General features: G+C 36.6%; 15 protein-coding genes. 5 read left to right on the top strand and 10 right to left on the bottom strand.

What is annotated here, in order from left to right; all coding sequences use genetic code 11:
* Nucleotides 1-423: 423 nt before the first annotated feature.
* Both BTR42_RS08925 and BTR42_RS12690 read right to left on the bottom strand, forming a co-directional pair.
* Entirely contained in the window at nt 424-963 is a 540-nt protein-coding gene (locus BTR42_RS08925) for a biotin transporter BioY (RefSeq protein WP_074657883.1), read from the bottom strand.
* Nucleotides 964-1,068: 105 nt separating this feature from the next.
* On the bottom strand, nt 1,069-1,212 hold the full coding sequence (locus tag BTR42_RS12690) for a hypothetical protein (RefSeq protein ID WP_039694434.1): 144 nt from the start codon (nt 1,210-1,212) through the stop codon (nt 1,069-1,071).
* A gap of 143 nt (nt 1,213-1,355) precedes the next feature.
* Between BTR42_RS12690 and BTR42_RS08920 the strand changes: the two genes are divergently transcribed.
* On the top strand, nt 1,356-2,111 hold the full coding sequence (locus BTR42_RS08920; protein WP_074657882.1) for an HAD family hydrolase: 756 nt from the start codon (nt 1,356-1,358) through the stop codon (nt 2,109-2,111).
* A gap of 40 nt (nt 2,112-2,151) precedes the next feature.
* On the opposite strand, the gene BTR42_RS08915 is transcribed toward BTR42_RS08920, so the two are convergent.
* Nucleotides 2,152-2,733 (bottom strand): TetR/AcrR family transcriptional regulator, encoded by a 582-nt coding sequence (locus BTR42_RS08915; protein ID WP_009854616.1) that lies wholly within the window; start codon nt 2,731-2,733, stop codon nt 2,152-2,154.
* A gap of 812 nt (nt 2,734-3,545) precedes the next feature.
* Between BTR42_RS08915 and BTR42_RS08910 the strand changes: the two genes are divergently transcribed.
* Nucleotides 3,546-4,301, top strand: a complete 756-nt coding sequence (locus BTR42_RS08910) for a hypothetical protein (protein WP_077497380.1) — start codon at nt 3,546-3,548, stop codon at nt 4,299-4,301.
* A gap of 96 nt (nt 4,302-4,397) precedes the next feature.
* Here the strand turns inward: BTR42_RS08910 and lysS are convergent, their stop codons facing one another.
* Nucleotides 4,398-5,888, bottom strand: a complete 1,491-nt coding sequence (gene lysS, locus BTR42_RS08905) for a lysine--tRNA ligase (RefSeq protein WP_061458263.1) — start codon at nt 5,886-5,888, stop codon at nt 4,398-4,400.
* Between the two features lie 329 nt (nt 5,889-6,217).
* On the opposite strand from lysS, the gene BTR42_RS08895 reads away from it, so the two are divergent.
* Nucleotides 6,218-7,126 carry an HAD family hydrolase gene (locus BTR42_RS08895; RefSeq protein WP_009854614.1) on the top strand — a complete coding sequence of 303 codons (909 nt, stop codon included), beginning with the start codon at nt 6,218-6,220 and terminating at the stop codon, nt 7,124-7,126.
* 43 nt (nt 7,127-7,169) lie between these two features.
* Here BTR42_RS08895 and BTR42_RS08890 read toward each other — a convergent pair whose 3' ends face one another.
* The 6 genes from BTR42_RS08890 to pepF all read right to left on the bottom strand — a co-directional run bounded on the left by BTR42_RS08890 (nt 7,170) and on the right by pepF (nt 12,828).
* The gene (locus BTR42_RS08890) at nt 7,170-7,799 is read right to left on the bottom strand and encodes a histidine phosphatase family protein (protein WP_009854613.1); all 630 of its coding nucleotides are present in this window, start codon (nt 7,797-7,799) and stop codon (nt 7,170-7,172) included.
* Nucleotides 7,800-7,821: 22 nt separating this feature from the next.
* The gene (locus BTR42_RS08885) at nt 7,822-8,304 is read right to left on the bottom strand and encodes an aminoacyl-tRNA deacylase (protein WP_009854612.1); all 483 of its coding nucleotides are present in this window, start codon (nt 8,302-8,304) and stop codon (nt 7,822-7,824) included.
* 76 nt (nt 8,305-8,380) lie between these two features.
* Nucleotides 8,381-9,367: a peptidoglycan recognition protein family protein gene (locus BTR42_RS08880; protein ID WP_077497378.1), complete on the bottom strand. Its 987-nt coding sequence runs from the start codon at nt 9,365-9,367 to the stop codon at nt 8,381-8,383.
* Nucleotides 9,368-9,512: 145 nt separating this feature from the next.
* Nucleotides 9,513-10,409 (bottom strand): glycoside hydrolase family 25 protein, encoded by an 897-nt coding sequence (locus BTR42_RS08875; RefSeq protein WP_074657864.1) that lies wholly within the window; start codon nt 10,407-10,409, stop codon nt 9,513-9,515.
* 141 nt (nt 10,410-10,550) lie between these two features.
* The gene (locus BTR42_RS08870; protein WP_012962222.1) at nt 10,551-11,036 is read right to left on the bottom strand and encodes a glutathione peroxidase; all 486 of its coding nucleotides are present in this window, start codon (nt 11,034-11,036) and stop codon (nt 10,551-10,553) included.
* Nucleotides 11,029-12,828 (bottom strand): oligoendopeptidase F, encoded by a 1,800-nt coding sequence (pepF, locus tag BTR42_RS08865; RefSeq protein ID WP_077497376.1) that lies wholly within the window; start codon nt 12,826-12,828, stop codon nt 11,029-11,031. Before pepF ends, BTR42_RS08870 begins: the two co-directional genes overlap by 8 nt.
* 327 nt (nt 12,829-13,155) lie before the next feature.
* Between pepF and ppc the strand changes: the two genes are divergently transcribed.
* Nucleotides 13,156-15,981, top strand: a complete 2,826-nt coding sequence (gene ppc / locus BTR42_RS08860; protein ID WP_013643289.1) for a phosphoenolpyruvate carboxylase — start codon at nt 13,156-13,158, stop codon at nt 15,979-15,981.
* A 111-nt stretch (nt 15,982-16,092) separates the two neighbouring features.
* Nucleotides 16,093-17,373 (top strand): cell division peptidoglycan polymerase FtsW, encoded by a 1,281-nt coding sequence (gene ftsW, locus BTR42_RS08855; RefSeq protein ID WP_012962220.1) that lies wholly within the window; start codon nt 16,093-16,095, stop codon nt 17,371-17,373.
* Nucleotides 17,374-17,435: the final 62 nt, after the last annotated feature.

Raw genomic sequence — 17,435 nt, 5'->3', positions numbered from 1 at the left:
ATTGATTAGGCACTTTAGTGCCAATCAATCACTGCTGAGTGGATTCTAATGCGCTGATAAATCAGCTTTTACAACCCTTTTGACATCAAGCTGCGCTTGACTTCATTTCCAACCTCAAAAGGTTCCCCAAACCTTTTTGATGTCAAGCTTCACTTGACTCTATTTTCCACCTCGAAAGATTCCCCAAATCTTTCGAGCCATGCGGGGGTGAGTTATAAAGGTTCGGGGAACCTTTATAATCGGGAAATAAAACTTACAAAGTAAGTGTCAAAAACGGTCTGGGGATAGACCGTTTTAGGTCAGCAACAAGAAATTAAGACTTGCTGAGAAATCAAGTTTCTACGAAACTACTGATTCGCTTTTTAATTTTTAGGCTCATGAATAAAGTCTCCACTGGAGACTTTATTTGTCTCACTCCCTTTTTTATGCAAAATAGGCAGTATTTTTCAGAGAGATAAATAAAGGTTTACTGATAGCTGTAATAGCTAGAAGTTTTCCAATTTCAGGAATGATAAAAGGTACAACGCCAGCTAAGAAAGCAGCTTGCCAGCTCATATTTGCTAAAAAATGTAAGCCAATCACTCCGCAAATAAAAGCTAAACAATTACCGAGTAGATTGCTAACAAAAATCTTAACCAAAGAGCTTTCCGTATTGGTTAGGTAAGAAGTTAAGACAGCGTAGAAAAGAAAGCCCCAGAGAAAACCAGATGTTGGACCTGATAATGCTGCAATGCCGCCGCTACCGCCTGCGAAAACAGGAAGCCCAATAGCGCCAAGTAGCAGATAAAGCGCCACACTGAGTGTAGCTTCACGTGGACGGAAAATTGAAGCGATAAGCCCAACAGCAAGTGTTTGAAGTGTAAACGGAACCGTTCCGATAGGAATTACAATCTGTGAAAGTATTGCAATCAAAGCAGCACCAAATGCTGGGAGGATGAGCGTTAAAAGCTTATTTCTAGACATAAAATCTCCTTAGTTATTTTAGTTAACTTATAATTATATTTAGGTTAACTAAATTTTATCCAAAGCTAAGCAGAATGTCAAGAAAAAATCGCTTTTTCAGCGATTTCATTTTCCTTTATGGTTGAGATAATCTGCTATCCCAATCACTCCAAAAACAATTCCCAGAATGATAAAGATTGCTTTATGCTCTAACAAGCCATAAGCTAAAAAGATGATAGCAGAAATGAAATAGACAATATTTTTTGACATAGCAATTCCTTTTGAATATAATACTTACCCACATTGTAGCATAAAGTAGCTTTCTTTGACATTCTAAGGCTAGTCAAATCACATATTTTTCTTTATAATGAAATTTGGAAACGTAATCATAATCATTAAAAAGGCGAGGAAAAATGGCAGATTTACAATATAAGAATTACATTTTTGACTTTTATGGAACACTTGTAGATATTTGGACAGACGAAGATGACGAGAAGCTTTGGAAGCGGATGGCTGCGCTTTATGCTGCTTATGGCGCTGATTATTCTGCTGCGGAGCTTAAAGCAAATTATGATAACCATATTAAACGTCAAGAAAATCAATTACGCAAACGTTCTCAGTTAGAACATGTTGAGGTTGATTTGGTGGTTGTTTTTATTGAATTGCTGTTAGAAGCACCGCACAAACACGCCACAGATAGCATTATTCTAGACCTTGAAACATGGGGAAATCTAATTGCCCAAACTTTTAGAATGTTGTCACGCAAGAAATTGCAAGCTTACGAAAATACCTTAGCGACTTTGAAAACACTCAAAGAAGTAGGAGCAACAGTTATTTTATTGTCAAATGCCCAGCGAGCTTTCACCCAAGCTGAAATTGAAGTGACAGGCTGCAGAGAATTTCTTGATAAGATTTACATCTCGTCTGATTACAAAATGAAAAAACCACAAGTTGAATTCATGAATCTGGTCTTGAACGACAATCAACTTAATCCAGAAGAAACCGTTATGGTTGGCAATGATTTTACGAGCGACATGGTAATCGCACAAGCAGCAGGCATCGACGGTATCCTGCTTAACACATTCCCATACAACCAATCAGAAATCGAAACCCTCAATACCATGAACGCCAAAGTAATTGAAGATATCAGTGAGTTGGTGGTGGAGTGAAAAATCATATCTAACTTTATGCTAGGGACATTTTAGGTATTTAATCAGAGACGGTAACAGCTGTATGATTGATATATTCATAAATAGGTGTTCTGATAAGCCTCAGAAATTCTCCTTTAAATTGCTTAGGTGGAGAAGGATTATCTTGAGTAATCCAATTTTTAATAACAACTACAGTGAGTGATGTAACGAGTTGAACCACTTCTTCATTTGAGAGATTGAATTGTCCTTCTTTTGGGACAATATTTGAAGCACCCCATTTAGTGTAAGTAGATACAATAAAATCTTCAAAATTAGGATCGATATTTGTAGTATAGAGACACCTTATCCACTGTCTCTCCTTCCAAATTGCTGGTAAAACATTTTCAGCTATGTAATCTAAAGGGTTGATATTACTGGAGGGATTATAATTATTAAATACTTGGCAAATCTCTTTATCGATGAGATTATGGACATACAATATAATTTCATTGAAATTTTTAAAATGTTTTTGATAAATGGCCTGTCTTGAAATGCCAGCTTTTGAAGCAATCTCGGAAATTGTAAAATTTGATTTCTCTGGATTTTCTGAAGCCAATGCAAAGAAAGCATCGATGATTTTTTCACGCGTATATTTTGCCATAGTGTGAACCCCCAGTAAATTTATAGGTATTTTAACACAAGCAGAAGAATTTATCTAATTTGCTTAGAGAGTGAATATTTTCTCATTTTATTTGTTGAAAACCTTATGAAATAGGGAATTCTAGTCGATTAATATTTTAAGTTTTAAAATATTAATTGACATAATGTAAATAAATAATGAAAATTTTTTAGAAATAAGATAATAGAGTTAGGAAGTAAAACTTTATTTTTTAAAATAAGGAAAAGGACAAATAAAAAGTTTTAAACCTGCTTTTAGATGCGTTGTTGTACTATAATAATACTGGGAGCACTTCACAAAGTATGTATGTGGTAAAAAGCACATTTTTTATTGGTACATAAATTGATAATTTTCACATTGGTGATAATCATTATAGTATTAGCTCCTTCTGCCATTTAAGAGAGCTATCATTTAATATACATTTTGATGGTGATTTGAATAATCGATTAGGAATTTAGAATACTAAATTTTGGAAATGATTGTTAGAGTGTTTAGCCATGTTTTTCGTAATTGTGAGGATACAGAATAACGAGTGGTTTATGTAGCTTTATTTTCTATATTAAATGAGCTATTTAAAAATGTAAAAGTTTTTCCATGTATATATTTCTAAATATAAAGTTGAGGTTATTCAATATATTAAAATGTAATGAATAGTGATTTAAGATTAGAAGATTTTTTAAGCTTATTTTCCAATATAAACCTCATTATCATTATTTAGTACTAAATAAAATCAGAATTGCATATACTAAATGAACAAAATAAACAAGGAAATCTACTGTGAGGAGGGGAATAGTATGATTAATATTAGTTTAGGAATATCTCATTCAAATATTACGGGGAGTTTTAGTGTTAGTGATTTATTGAAAAAGATTAGAGATTGGAATGTTGTTAGAAAATCAAGGATTGAAAATTTAGAATTTATATCACCTGTCTCATCGTCTTTAGAAATAGCTGCCATTACAAAGTATAAACATAGTTTTTATGTTTTTCATTCTTTGTCATTTCATGGGAATTTTGGGGATGATCCTGATGTGTTCTTGATTTACTCAGAGAATGATAGTAAGATTTCCTTTGATAGCAACAATCAAGCGTTATATGGAGATAGCCTATCCGTAAATAAGTTGAAAAAAGTTGGGTTGTCGAACGGTAAATATGAGTATAAGTTATCAAAACAGATGTGCTACTATTCTGATAAGGAGTCGGAGTATGATATTCGTCCCTTTATAATAGTGATAATTGGGAAAAATAATTTAGGGTTAGCTACAATAACGCTGATAAATAAGTCATTTTCAAAAAGAGTTAATCAAGGTGAAGGAAGAATGCAATTGCCTATTGGGGGTAAGAATATATTCGTCCCACAAGCAAGGAAATTGGTATGGCCTAGTGGTAACGAATTGTATAAGAAATTACGCGAACCGCAAACAGGAAGAGTATTTTATCTAGATAAAGAAGATGTAAATGTTGTATTAGATTTAAAGCATTACTTCATCAGTATTTTACAGTCTAAAGAGGGAAGAGCATATAGTTCAAAATACTTAGGAGGTAACTGACAGTAGAATTTCTGCTGTCAGTTTTCTTTTATTTTAAACTAAAAAATATCCCTTGAATTATTCAAGGGAAGGTTTTAAATGATTATATAATCTAATTTACTTCATCGTTGGGAACAACAAGACGTCGCGGATTGTTGTTGTGTCTGTGAGGAGCATGACTAGGCGGTCGATACCGATACCAAGTCCACCTGTTGGTGGCATACCGTATTCAAGGGCTTCGACGTAGTCGTAGTCAATTCCAGTTGCTTCGTCGTCACCAAGTTCTTTAGCTTTTGCTTGGGCTTCAAAACGTGACAATTGATCGATTGGATCGTTAAGTTCGGTAAAGGCATTACCGTATTCTTTAGTCATGATGAAGAGTTCGAAGCGGTCAGTGAAGCGAGGATCTTCTGCGTTTTTCTTAGCAAGAGGAGAAACTTCAACTGGGTGTCCATAAACAAATGTTGGTTGAATCAATGTTTCTTCGACAAATTCTTCAAAGAAAGCGTTGATGATGTGACCAACTGAAGTGAAGTGTTTTTCAACTGGTACATTTTTCTCTTTGGCAATAGCTTGCGCTTCTTCGAGAGTCATTTCTTTCCAAAAATCAACGCCAGTAACTTCTTTAATGGCATCAACCATGTGAACACGTTTAAATGGTTTGTCAATGGCAATTTCAGTTCCTTGGTATGAAATAGGACCGTCACCTTTAACAGCTTTTGAAGCGTGTTGGATAATGCCTTCTGTCAAATCCATGATATCTTTGAAGTCGGCATAGGCTTGATAAACTTCGATAGATGTGAATTCAGGATTGTGTGTGGCATCCATACCTTCGTTACGGAAGATACGTCCAATTTCGTACACTCTTTCCATACCACCAACGATAAGACGTTTCAAGTGAAGTTCAGTTGCGATACGAAGAACCATGTCCATATCTTGTGCATTGTGGTGAGTGATAAATGGGCGAGCAGCAGCACCACCAGCTTCGTTGTGAAGGACTGGTGTTTCAACTTCTAAGAAACCAAGTCCGTCAAGGTAACGACGGATTTCTGAGATGATTTTTGAACGAGTCACAAAGCGTTCAAAGCTTTCACGGTTTGAAATCAAGTCAAGGTAACGTTTACGATATTTTGTTTCAACGTCTGTAAGTCCGTGGAATTTTTCTGGGAGTGGACGAAGCGCTTTAGACAAGTGAGTAAGGTGAGTAGCTTTGATTGTCAATTCACCCATGTCTGTACGCATGATTTCACCTTCGATACCGAGGAAGTCACCGAGGTCTGCTTTTTTGAAAATTTGATAGTTTTCATCACCGACAGCATCTTTGCGGACATAGATTTGGATTTGACCGTCGCGGTCTTGAATGTGCGCAAAACCAACTTTACCTTTACCACGCTTAGTCATCAAGCGACCAGCGATAGTAGCTGTCTTGTTAATTTCATGCAATTCTTCTTTAGTTTTGTCAGCGTATTTTTCTTTTAATTGACCAGAAGTAGCTGTGCGTTCAAATCGAGTTCCGAAAGGATCGATGCCTTGTTCAGCCAAAGCTGCCATTTTTTCACGACGCACGATTTGTTGGTCGTTTAATTCTTCAATGTGTTCGTTTGACATGTTTTCCTCCAATAAGTATTCTTTCCTATTGTATCATAAAAGAGGCTAGAATACACCTTATTTTTGCGTGCTTTGCTTGGGAGTGAGACAAAAATTGGTAATTTCAAAAGAAATTCGATTTTTTAGCAAGTTTTTTCTTGTTGCTGACTTGAAACGGGGCTATTTTCAGATTGTCAAAGTCCAAAACACCATGTTTTGTAAATATAACGACACAAACAAAGAGATTAATCACTTTTGTATCAGCTTTGTTTTCTTGTCTTTGATTGAAAAGAAGGCTAAAAAATAGTATAATATGTGACGGTAAAAATTATTAGAGAGAAAAGAGATTCATGATTACTTCAATTGTTTTTGATGTTGATGATACGATTTATGACCAACAGGCACCTTATCGCATTGCCGTTGAGAAATGTTTCCCTGATTTTGATATGAGTAAAATCAATCAGGCTTATATTCGTTTCCGTCATTATTCAGATGTTGGATTTCCGCGTGTAATGGCAGGTGAGTGGACAACTGAGTATTTCCGTTTTTGGCGTTGCAAGGAAACCTTGTTAGAATTTGGTTACCGTGAAATCGATGAAGCAACTGGCGTGCATTTTCAAGAAATCTATGAAGAAGAATTGGAAAATATCACAATGCTTGATGAGATGCGCATGACGCTTGATTTTCTTAAAGAAAAAGGCGTTCCAATGGGAATTATCACGAATGGACCAACGGAACACCAATTGAAAAAAGTTAAAAAACTTGGTCTTTATGATTATGTTGATCCAAAACGTGTCCTTGTCAGCCAAGCGACTGGATTCCAAAAACCAGAAAAAGAGATTTTCAACCTTGCTGCTGAGCAATTTGACATGAACCCTGCAACAACACTTTACGTTGGTGATTCATATGACAATGACGTTGTCGGTGCTTTCAATGGTGGCTGGCACTCAATGTGGTTTAACCACCGTGGTCGTAGCTTGAAACCTGGTATCAAACCAGTTTATGATGTTGCTATTGATAACTTTGAACAATTGTTCGGAGCTGTGAAAGTTCTCTTTGACCTTCCTGATAATAAATTCATCTTTGATGTCAATGACAAGAAAAATCCAATTCTTGAAATGGGTATCAATAACGGATTGATGATGGCAGCAGAACGTCTGCTTGAAAGTAACATGAGTATTGATAAAGTTGTTATCCTGCTTCGTTTGGACAAACAACAAGAAAAAGTTTTGCGCCTAAAATACGCAAGAAATAACTAATAAATGAACCCTCCTAAACGCTATTTAGGAGGTTTTTTTGTCTTTAAGATTTCTTTTGTTTATAAGATGTGTCATTCCATTTTAGGCAAGTGAAGGTTTTAAAATCCTTGGTCTCTAAAATCGTCACACTACCGTTATCAAGTCCGCCTTTGGCACGGAGAACGGCTGGTTCATATCCTAATAAAGTACGGATAGAGGCGGTAAAATTAGCACCATGCCCAACTAACAAGACATTCTGATAAGGTTGATTTTTCATTGATTTAATGAATGACTCAACGCGTTTAGTGGTTTGATAAACAGATTCAGCGTCAAATACATCATTATCGAATTTAGCTAAATTATGTCGAAAAGCTTGCATTTGTTGAGGATAAATAGATGTTATCGTTGCAATTTTGCTGCCTTCCAATCTTCCAAGATGCCATTCACGCAGCGAGGGTTGAAAGCTGATTGGCTTTGGATAGTGGCTGCGTGACATGATAATCTTGCAAGTATCGCTGGCACGTTTTAAATCGCTTGAAAAAACGGCATCAAATTTAACATCTTGGAGATAATCACCTAATTTTTCCAAATCATGGACGGATTCCTCCAAGAGTGGGGAGTCACCATTTGCTCCTTGGAAACGTCCTTCTAAGTTCCATTGTGTTTTACCATGACGTACAAAATAAAATTTCATCAGTTACTTTCCAATCTAAAAATTAATGTGAATCGTCAATCAAGTCAGCAAAGCTGGCACCAACAAAATCTGCCAAGGTTTGACTGTCAATGCGGATAGAACGTCCAATTTCACCAGCAGAAACAATCATCGTACCCATTTCTAAAGCACGGTTGTCAATGAAAATCGGAAAATTGTGTTTCTGATGAATACCGACAGGATTATTTGCTCCGTGAATGTAGCCAGTCGTTTTTTGAAGATTTTTTTGTGGAATCATGCTGACTTTTTTGTTGCCAGAAACTTTGGCTAATTTTTTCTCAGAAAGATGTTCGGTGATTTGAACAATTCCGATTAGAGGACCTGTTTTGTCACCTGTTAAAGCAAGGGTTTTGAAAATATCAGATTTTTCAATGTCATCTGGTAAGTCTCCCTCAAGTGCATTGATTGCTAAACTGTCGTGTTCGATTTTTGCCTTGTCCAGAATTTGGTCAACAAGTGTCTTTTTTAATTTTGCTTTTTTTGCCATTTTCCCTCTCAATCTTTCTATTTATTAGTCAATTACTATTTTACTAAAAAAATAAAAAGGTACAAGTTTGCACCTTTTAGAGAGCATTATAATAAGCTTGGACGAGTTCGACAAAATCTTCGACGTCATAGTCCGTACCGAAATAATCATTAGCGGTTTCTGTCCAGTAATCAGTTGGATCAACGTGGTCAGTACCACCAAGGTAAAGGCTGACCATTTCATGTGTCCAAATGGTTCCTTCGCCATCTTCTTGACCAAGTGTTACAGGAAGGTCATATTTTTTGAGCATGTAGGCAGTATAATAAGCTGCGTTTGCTAGTTGCTCGGCGAAGCCTTTTTGAGAATCCTCATGTGTTAATTCAAATTGAATGTAATAAGGATTGGCATTGGCACCAGCACCCTGAGCTTTGTAATCTTCATCAGCAATGCGAAGAATGGTATCACTATCAATGAAAGAGTGGACAAAGACACCTTCTTCATCATAACTTTGAACCATATAATTCACTTCGCTTTCAATCGTTGAATTGTCAACGCCAGTATCATGAATAATTACCCCAAGAGGTTTTCCGTCATCTGTCTTATAAGCGGCTTGTTCAAAACTACTTTCAATGTCATCGGTAATATCAGTGTGCGAATAACCAAGTGTTTCAACGATATAAGCATTAATAGTATTATCCTGCTCAAGCGAAATATCATTCGTGTCGATATAGTAAGTATCACCGTTCATGCTAAATTGAGCTAAGGTGATATCTTCGTCATCGAGCGTCGCATCATAGTAATAGGCACTGATTGTAATCGCAGTATTTTCACTAATTTTGCTGCTAGAACCATCGTTAGTATACATAACAGCGTCAGAAGTAGAGACCGTAGCTGTTTCGGAAACGTCATAAGAATTGGCATTTGATAAATCCAAACTTCCGTCTGAAGCTAAAGTTGTGACTCCTGAAAAAATCAGTTTAGCGAGAATTAGGACAAGTGCGACTGCTGCCGTGACAAGCCCAGCTATTGTTATTATTTGAGATTTTTGTTGTCGTTTTCTACGTGAATAATTTCTTGTTGGCATAGTTTTACTATAAGTTTTAACCCTTAAATTAATATTAATTTGAGGGTTAAAATTGTTGATTTTGACATTAAAAATCACAGGATTTTTCAGAACTTTTTTATAAAAATTGAGTTAGCAAAAAAGCTAGGATAGTATTTCCTAGCTTTTATTTGCTACTACTTGTTGTACTGCTTGAACTTGACGTGCTACTGCTTGAGGTACTTGTTGTACCGAAAAGTTTTTCGTACGTTGTTTTCGTATCTTTTGTGACGGCAATTTGGTTTAAGTCAAGTGGTGAACTAAAACCATTGATGTAACCTTGTGAGGTGTATTGATGGAGGTCATAGTCCAAATCAGTTTGTGGCGCAGCATCGTAATAACCAGTGTCAGAACCATAAGCAGGAATCCACACTGCATCGAAACCATCCACGGAAATTTCTTGTTCATCCATGAAATAAGTTCCAATGTAGATACCGACATTTTCCGCACCGAGTTTTTTGAGCTCTTTTAAGAAAGCCTGTACACCTTTATTCATGTCAGACATAGTCGCCTCTTCAACATCAATCCAATAGAATGTTGGACTGTAAGGTGAAGCATTCTCATAGAAAGTTTTTGCTTCCTCCTTCATCTCCTTGACGGTTGTACCGAGAGCGTAGCTATAAACGGCTACAGGAACATTTCGTTTCTGTAATTCTTTGATATGTGTCTTAAATGATTTATCAATACCAGTTGTATAGGCGGCATTGCTATCTTTACTGATTTGTGACCCTCCATAAACACGAACGATAGCACCAGAAATATTCTGAGATAAAGTATCATAGTCAATTTCGCTTGGAAGTTGCCAACCTGAGATATCAATAATCGGATTAAGAACAAAATCTTCATCAGTTTCAGAAGTTGATGTAGTGGTAGTACTCGTGCTACTCACAGTTGGAATAGAATCCTTAGCTGAAGCTAGTTGTTGCTTTTGTAAGCTATCTGAGTGAGCTTTACCAATCACGAGAAGTAGCCCACAGAGGGCAAAGAAAACTACAACAACAATGGGTTTTATTCGTCTTCTCATTAGTCATATTTTAGCGTAAAAAGGCTTAAAAATCAAAGCAATGCTCATTTTGTAACCATTTTGTCATATTTTTTAATATTTTATCTATGGACTGTTACAAAAGAAGTAATGCTAGTAAAGGCGCTGCAAATAGTCTGACAGCTATTTGTCATTGATAAGGCTTTCAATTTCTGTAACAATTGTTTCAGGTTCTGTTTTTGATGAAAAACGTTTGATGACATTGCCATTTTGGTCGATAAGAAATTTTGCAAAGTTCCATTCAATACGTTTGCCAAGCGGTCCCTTTTGTTCACTTTTTAGCCAATCATAGAGTGGGTCGGCTTCTTTACCGTTGACTTTTATTTTCGCAAAGCGAGGAAAAGTTGTCTGGTAATTCAAGGTGCAAAAGGTATTGATTTCGTCGGCGTTTCCTGGCGCTTGATTTAAAAATTGATTACAAGGAAAATCTAAAATTTCAAATCCTTTGTCATGGTAAGTGTCATAAAGTTTTTGTAGTCCTTCGTATTGTGGGGTTAAGCCACAACCTGTTGCCGTATTGACAATGAGTAGGATTTTGCCTTGGTATTTTGACAATTGGACATCAGAGCCGTCTTGGGCTTTGACAGTAAAGTCATAAAGATTAGTCATGATTAAGCTCCTTTGTATAAGCAATAATTTGATCAACGGTATCACTTAAAAATTGAATGGTATCACGGAGTGGTTGTGCGGTGGAAATATCGGCACCAATTAATTTAGCGGTGTTAAGCGGCGTACGTGAACCACCTGATTTTAAGAAATTCAACCAGTCGTTAGCACCATTTGGGTTATTTTTTAGATTAAGATACCCAGAAGTTGAAATAACCATACCTGCAGAGTAAGTGTAGCTATACAACCCAGCATAATAATGACTTTGGCGCATCCAAGTTAAAGCAGCATCGTCGTCAATATCAATGGCATCACCCCAAAATTGGCTAAGAACATCTTTCATTATCTTGTTAAGTTGTGTAGCACCGAAGGTTTTTCCATCTTCAATGAGATTGTAAACCTGACGTTGAAAAGCAGCTTCAAGTAAGTGAGTGATAAAATTATGGAAATAAGTATCTGTCAAACGATGAGCGAGGGCAAAGCGTTTCTGACGTGGAGTGTCAAATTGTTTTTCGAGGTAATCGCTGAGCAGAAGTTCGTTGAAAGTAGAAGGGGCTTCGACGTAATAAGTTGACATATGGGTATTAAAGTAACTTTGGTTGTTGTCTGAGAAGATAAATTGTCCAGAGTGACCAATTTCATGGATAAGTGTGTACACATCAGACATACGACCAGTCCAACTCATTAAAACGTAGGGATGAACTTTGTAAGGGTCAGTAGCGTAGCCACCAGAATCTTTATTGGCATTAGCAGCAAAGTCAACCCAACGTTCTTCTTGATAACGTGAGACTTCTTGAGCATATTCGTCACCAAGTGGGGCAACGGATTTCATCACCAAGTCATAAGCATCATCAATCGTAACCTCTGGATTAAGCTCGCTATCCAAGTCAAGCTTCCAGTCTGCAAAAGTCATTTTTTTAAGACCATTAACTTGAGCAACGTGTTTGAGGTATTTTTGCGCAACAGGAGCAAATTCTGTCATGATAAGGTCAATTTGACGGTCAAACATGTCACGGTTAACTTCTTGTTCGGCTAAGAGGTAATCAAAAACAGAGTCGTAACCTCGCATATCAGCAATGATTTTTTCTGATTTGACTTGTGCTAGATAAGCACTTGCTGCGGCATTTTGATGTTTACGAAGTCCTGCAGAAAAAGAACGAAAGGCTTTTTCACGGACTTGAGCATTTTCATGATTTTGATAAAAATTTTCATAGGTGACAAAAGAGTTTTGATAGACCTTGCCATCAACTTCAAAATCTTCCATTTCAAAGTCACCTGCACGCATTTTGGTGTAGATATCTTCTGGCGCTTTAAAAACTTCACCAAGGTTCGTCAACGCTTTTTCAACTTCTGGGGAGATAAAATGACTTTTTTGAATTTTCGCTTGGCGAATAGCTGCGCTAAAATGCGGATTTTCTTCTAAAGTATCAAGGATTTCTAAGTCGGCAGTCGCTAGCGCAGTATCAAAGAAGCTTAATGCTACATTGGCTTTCGTGAAAAAATCAGCACCAGCTTGTGCAATCTGAGCAAATTCTTCATTACTAAAGTCGCTGGTTTGCGGCATGAAAGAATAATTATCGATATGGCTCATCTCGATATAAATTTGTTCAATTTCATAAAGCGCTCTGGTAAAATCTTCCAAAGTCGTCAAATTTTCCTCGTAATTTCGTTTAAAAAGATTAATATCTTCTAACGTTTTTTCGATACTTCGCAAAAAATCCTCACGGTCTTGGTAAAGGGCACTCAAATCCCACAATTCATTTTCAGGAAATTCCGAACGTTTTTTTAATTCCATCTAGTATTACTCCTTTGCAAAACTTTTGTCATGGACCAGTATATCAGAAAATAACACCTAAACAAAAAAGAAAGTTTCCCATTTTCTCAAAAAGAATCCTTCAATATTTTTTCAAAACTAAAAACGCTAACAACCTATTTGTTAACATGCTTTGTTAGTTTTTTAGATATTTTGTCTCAAAATAAATATCGTTTAAAATATCAGAAAATTTATAAAATAATGGACAATTTGACATAAATTGGGTTACTTTTGACGTAAAAAGTGGTATGATAGAGTAGTACGCTTGTAATAAAGGATTAAAATCCGAACAAAAAAGGAGTGAAGAGTGTGACAATCAAAAAACTGGAGAACAATAGCACCCAGTCGATTATTACCGAGGAAGTCAAAGTATTAAAAGACTTGCTCGATGAGACAACTCATCAAATGGTTGGTGATGAGGTGTTTGCCAAAATTCAAAACATTGTTGAATTGTCAGCAAGTGATGAATACGTCAAACTTGAAAAATTAGTAGCTCAATTAACCAACGATGAAATGGTTGTAGTGTCTCGTTATTTTTCAATTTTGCCACTTTTAATCAACATTTCAGAAGACGTTGATTTTGCTTATGAAATCAATTACCAAAATAATACCAATCAAGATTATCTTGGTAAACTCTCTTTAACCGTAGATATGGTTTCAGAAAGCGAAAACTCTAAAGAAATCCTTGAAAATGTCAATGTTGTGCCTGTATTAACAGCTCACCCTACACAAGTTCAACGTAAGACAGTCCTCGAATTGACAAATCACATTCATGACCTTTTACGTAAATACCGCGATGTCAGAGCGGGTGTTGTGAACCGTGACAAATGGTACACTGATTTGCGCCGTTACATTGAAATCATCATGCAAACGGACATTATTCGTGAGAAAAAACTGAAGGTAAAAAATGAAATTACCAACGTTATGGAGTATTACAATACATCCTTAATTCAGGCGATTACCAAGTTGACTTCAGAGTACAAACGCTTAGCAGCTGAAAAAGGCATCGACCTAGAAAATCCAAAACCTATCACAATGGGAATGTGGATTGGTGGTGACCGTGACGGTAACCCATACGTAACAGCTGAAACACTTCGTTTGTCAGCAACGGTTCAAAGTGAAGTCATCATTAACTACTACATTGAAAAATTAACAGGTCTTTATCGCACATTCTCACTTTCAACAACCTTGACTAATATTAGTCCAGAAGTTGAAAAATTAGCAGAATTGTCAAGCGATAAATCTATCTACCGTGAAAATGAACCTTATCGTAAGGCATTTAACTATATTCAATCAAAATTAATTCAAACCTTAATTGAATTAAAAGCTGGTCCAGCTATTTCTCAACGTGTTTTGGAAAGTAGCAACAACATCAGTTCAGATGTTTACACAAGCACTAACAACGCTAGTGTCGTTACAAAATACTTGCAAACAAAATTCTCTAAAGTTTCATCAGAACTTCAAGAAGAAATTCCAAGCTATAAAACAGCCAAAGAATTTAAAGATGATTTGCTTATCATCAAACAATCATTGCTTGACAATGGTGATGATGCGCTCTTGACAGGTGATTTTAGCGAATTGCTTCAAGCAGTTGATGTCTTTGGATTCTATCTTGCAACGATTGATATGCGTCAAGATTCAAGCGTTAACGAAGCTTGTGTTGCAGAATTGTTGAAATCAGCTAATATCGTTGAGGATTACAGCGCACTTTCAGAAGAAGAAAAAGTAAAAGTTCTTCTCAAAGAATTGCAAGAAGACCCACGTACGTTGTCATCAACAAATGCTGAAAAATCAGAACAACTTCAAAAAGAATTAGCAATCTTCCAAACAGCTCGTTACCTTAAAGATAAATTAGGTGACGAAGTCATCAAACAACACATCATTTCACATACTGAAAGTGTTTCTGATATGTTTGAGTTGGCTATCATGCTTAAAGAAGTCGGACTTCTTGATAACCAAAAAGCACGTGTTCAAATTGTGCCACTCTTTGAAACAATTGAGGACCTTGAAAATTCACGTGCTATCATGGAAGAATATCTTGATTATGATATTGTTCGTCGCTGGGTTTCAGCTAACAAAGGTTACCAAGAAATCATGCTTGGTTACTCAGACAGTAACAAAGATGGTGGTTACTTATCATCTGTTTGGACACTTTATAAAGCTCAAAATGAATTGACTCGTATTGGTTCAGAACGTGGTATTAAAGTGACATTCATTCACGGTCGTGGTGGTACTGTTGGTCGTGGTGGTGGTCCATCATACGAAGCTATCACATCACAACCATTCGGTTCAATCAAAGATCGTATTCGTCTTACTGAGCAAGGTGAAATCATTGAAAATAAATACGGCAATAAAGACGTTGCTTATTACAACCTTGAAATGTTGGTTTCAGCAACTATCGATCGTATCGTGACACGTATGATTACAAATCCAGATGAAATTGATGATTTCCGTGCAACAATGGACGGCATTGTCACTTACTCAAATGGTGTTTATCGTGATTTAGTATTCGGTAATCCACATTTCTATGATTACTTCTTTGAAGCAACACCAATCAAGGAAGTATCAAGCTTGAACATTGGTTCACGTCCAGCTGCTCGTAAAACAATCACAGAAATTTCAGGTCTCCGTGCAATCCCTTGGGTATTCTCATGGTCACAAAGCCGTATCATGTTCCCAGGTTGGTATGGTGTTGGTTCAGCATTCAAAAACTTTATTGACGCTGAAGAAGGAAACTTGGCAAAACTTCAACATATGTATGAAAAATGGCCATTCTTCCATTCACTTCTTTCAAATGTTGATATGGTCTTGTCTAAATCAAATATGAACATTGCTTTCCAATATGCTCAATTGGCAGAAAGCGAAGAAGTACGCGATGTCTTTAATACTATCCTTGACGAATGGCAATTGACTAAAAATGTTATTTTAGCAATTGAAAAACACGAAGATTTGTTGGAAGAAAACCCTTCGCTTCAAGCAAGCTTAGATTACCGCTTGCCATACTTCAACGTTTTGAACTACATTCAAATTGAGTTGATTAAACGTTTACGTCATGAAGAATTGGATGAGGATTACGAAAAACTCATTCACACAACTATCAACGGTATTGCCACAGGATTGCGTAATTCTGGCTGATATCAAAATATTCTGAAAGTCTGAGATTAACTTCTCAGACTTTTACTTTTTTTTAGGGTCGAAAGATGATATAATGGCATATGATAAACTCGAATGTATGTAGGGGAATCTATGAAAATTGATAAAAGGCATTTATTAAATTATTCTATCCTTGTGCCTTATTTAATTCTGTCTGTTATTGGGCTGATTGTTGTCTATTCAACAACGAGTGCGACACTTGTCCAATATGGTCTTAATCCGTTTGCGTCAGTATTAAACCAAGGGCTTTTTTGGATAGTCAGTCTGATTGCCATTCTTTTTATTTATAAACTGAAATTAAACTTTTTAAAAAATTCACGAACGCTGACCATGACAATGATGGTCGAAATTATTTTGTTGCTCATTGCGCGTTTCTTCACTAAAACCGTTAATGGTGCTCACGGTTGGATTGTCATTGGACCGATCAGTTTCCAACCAGCTGAATATTTGAAAATTATCATTGTTTGGTTTTTGGCATTTACCTTTGCAAGGCGTCAAGAATTGATTGAAACCTATGATTACCAAGCACTTACCAAGCGGAAATGGTTTCCTAGAAAATGGAGCGATTTGAAGGATTGGCGTGTTTATTCGTTAGTCATGATATTGCTGGTCGCTGCCCAACCTGACCTTGGAAATGCGGCAATTATCGTTTTGACAGCCTTAATCATGTATTCTGTTAGCGGGGTTGGTTATCGTTGGTTTTCAGCCATTTTAGCTACCGTAACAGCTTTGTCAGCTGCTTTCTTAGGTTTGATTGCGGTTGTCGGGGTTAAAACCATGGAAAAAGTTCCAGTCTTTGGTTATGTTGCCAAACGTTTCAGTGCCTTTTTCAATCCATTTGATGATTTGACGGACTCAGGACACCAGTTAGCACATTCGTATTATGCCATGAGTAATGGTGGCTGGTTTGGTCGTGGTTTGGGAAATTCGATTGAAAAAGCTGGTTACTTACCCGAAGCAACGACAGACTTTGTCTTTTCAATTGTCATTGAAGAACTTGGCTTAATTGGTGCGGGGCTCATTTTAGCATTGCTATTCTTTTTGATTTTACGTATTATGCACGTGGGCATTAAAGCTAAGAATCCTTTCAACTCTATGATTGCTCTTGGTATCGGCGGAATGATGCTCATGCAAACTTTTGTTAACATCGGAGGAATTTCAGGGCTTATTCCGTCAACTGGTGTTACCTTCCCATTCTTATCCCAAGGGGGAAATAGTTTGCTAGTTTTATCAGTCGCTATCGGCTTTGTGCTAAATATTGACGCCAATGAAAAACGCGAAGAAATCATCCGTGAAGCAGAAGAAGAATTAAAAGCCAAGGAAATAACACAAGAATACGATGACAACGTTATCGACCTAGATAGTTTTTATTAGAAATCTCCCCTTTGCGGGAGTTTTTTTGTAACCAAAAGAAATGTGATTCGTTATAAAAGTGA

The sequence above is a fragment of the Streptococcus gallolyticus subsp. gallolyticus DSM 16831 genome, assembly GCF_002000985.1.
In the GTDB taxonomy this organism is placed as follows: domain Bacteria; phylum Bacillota; class Bacilli; order Lactobacillales; family Streptococcaceae; genus Streptococcus; species Streptococcus gallolyticus.
Note: the sequence above shows the minus strand (reverse complement) of the source record. Positions and strands in the feature narration are given on the sequence as shown.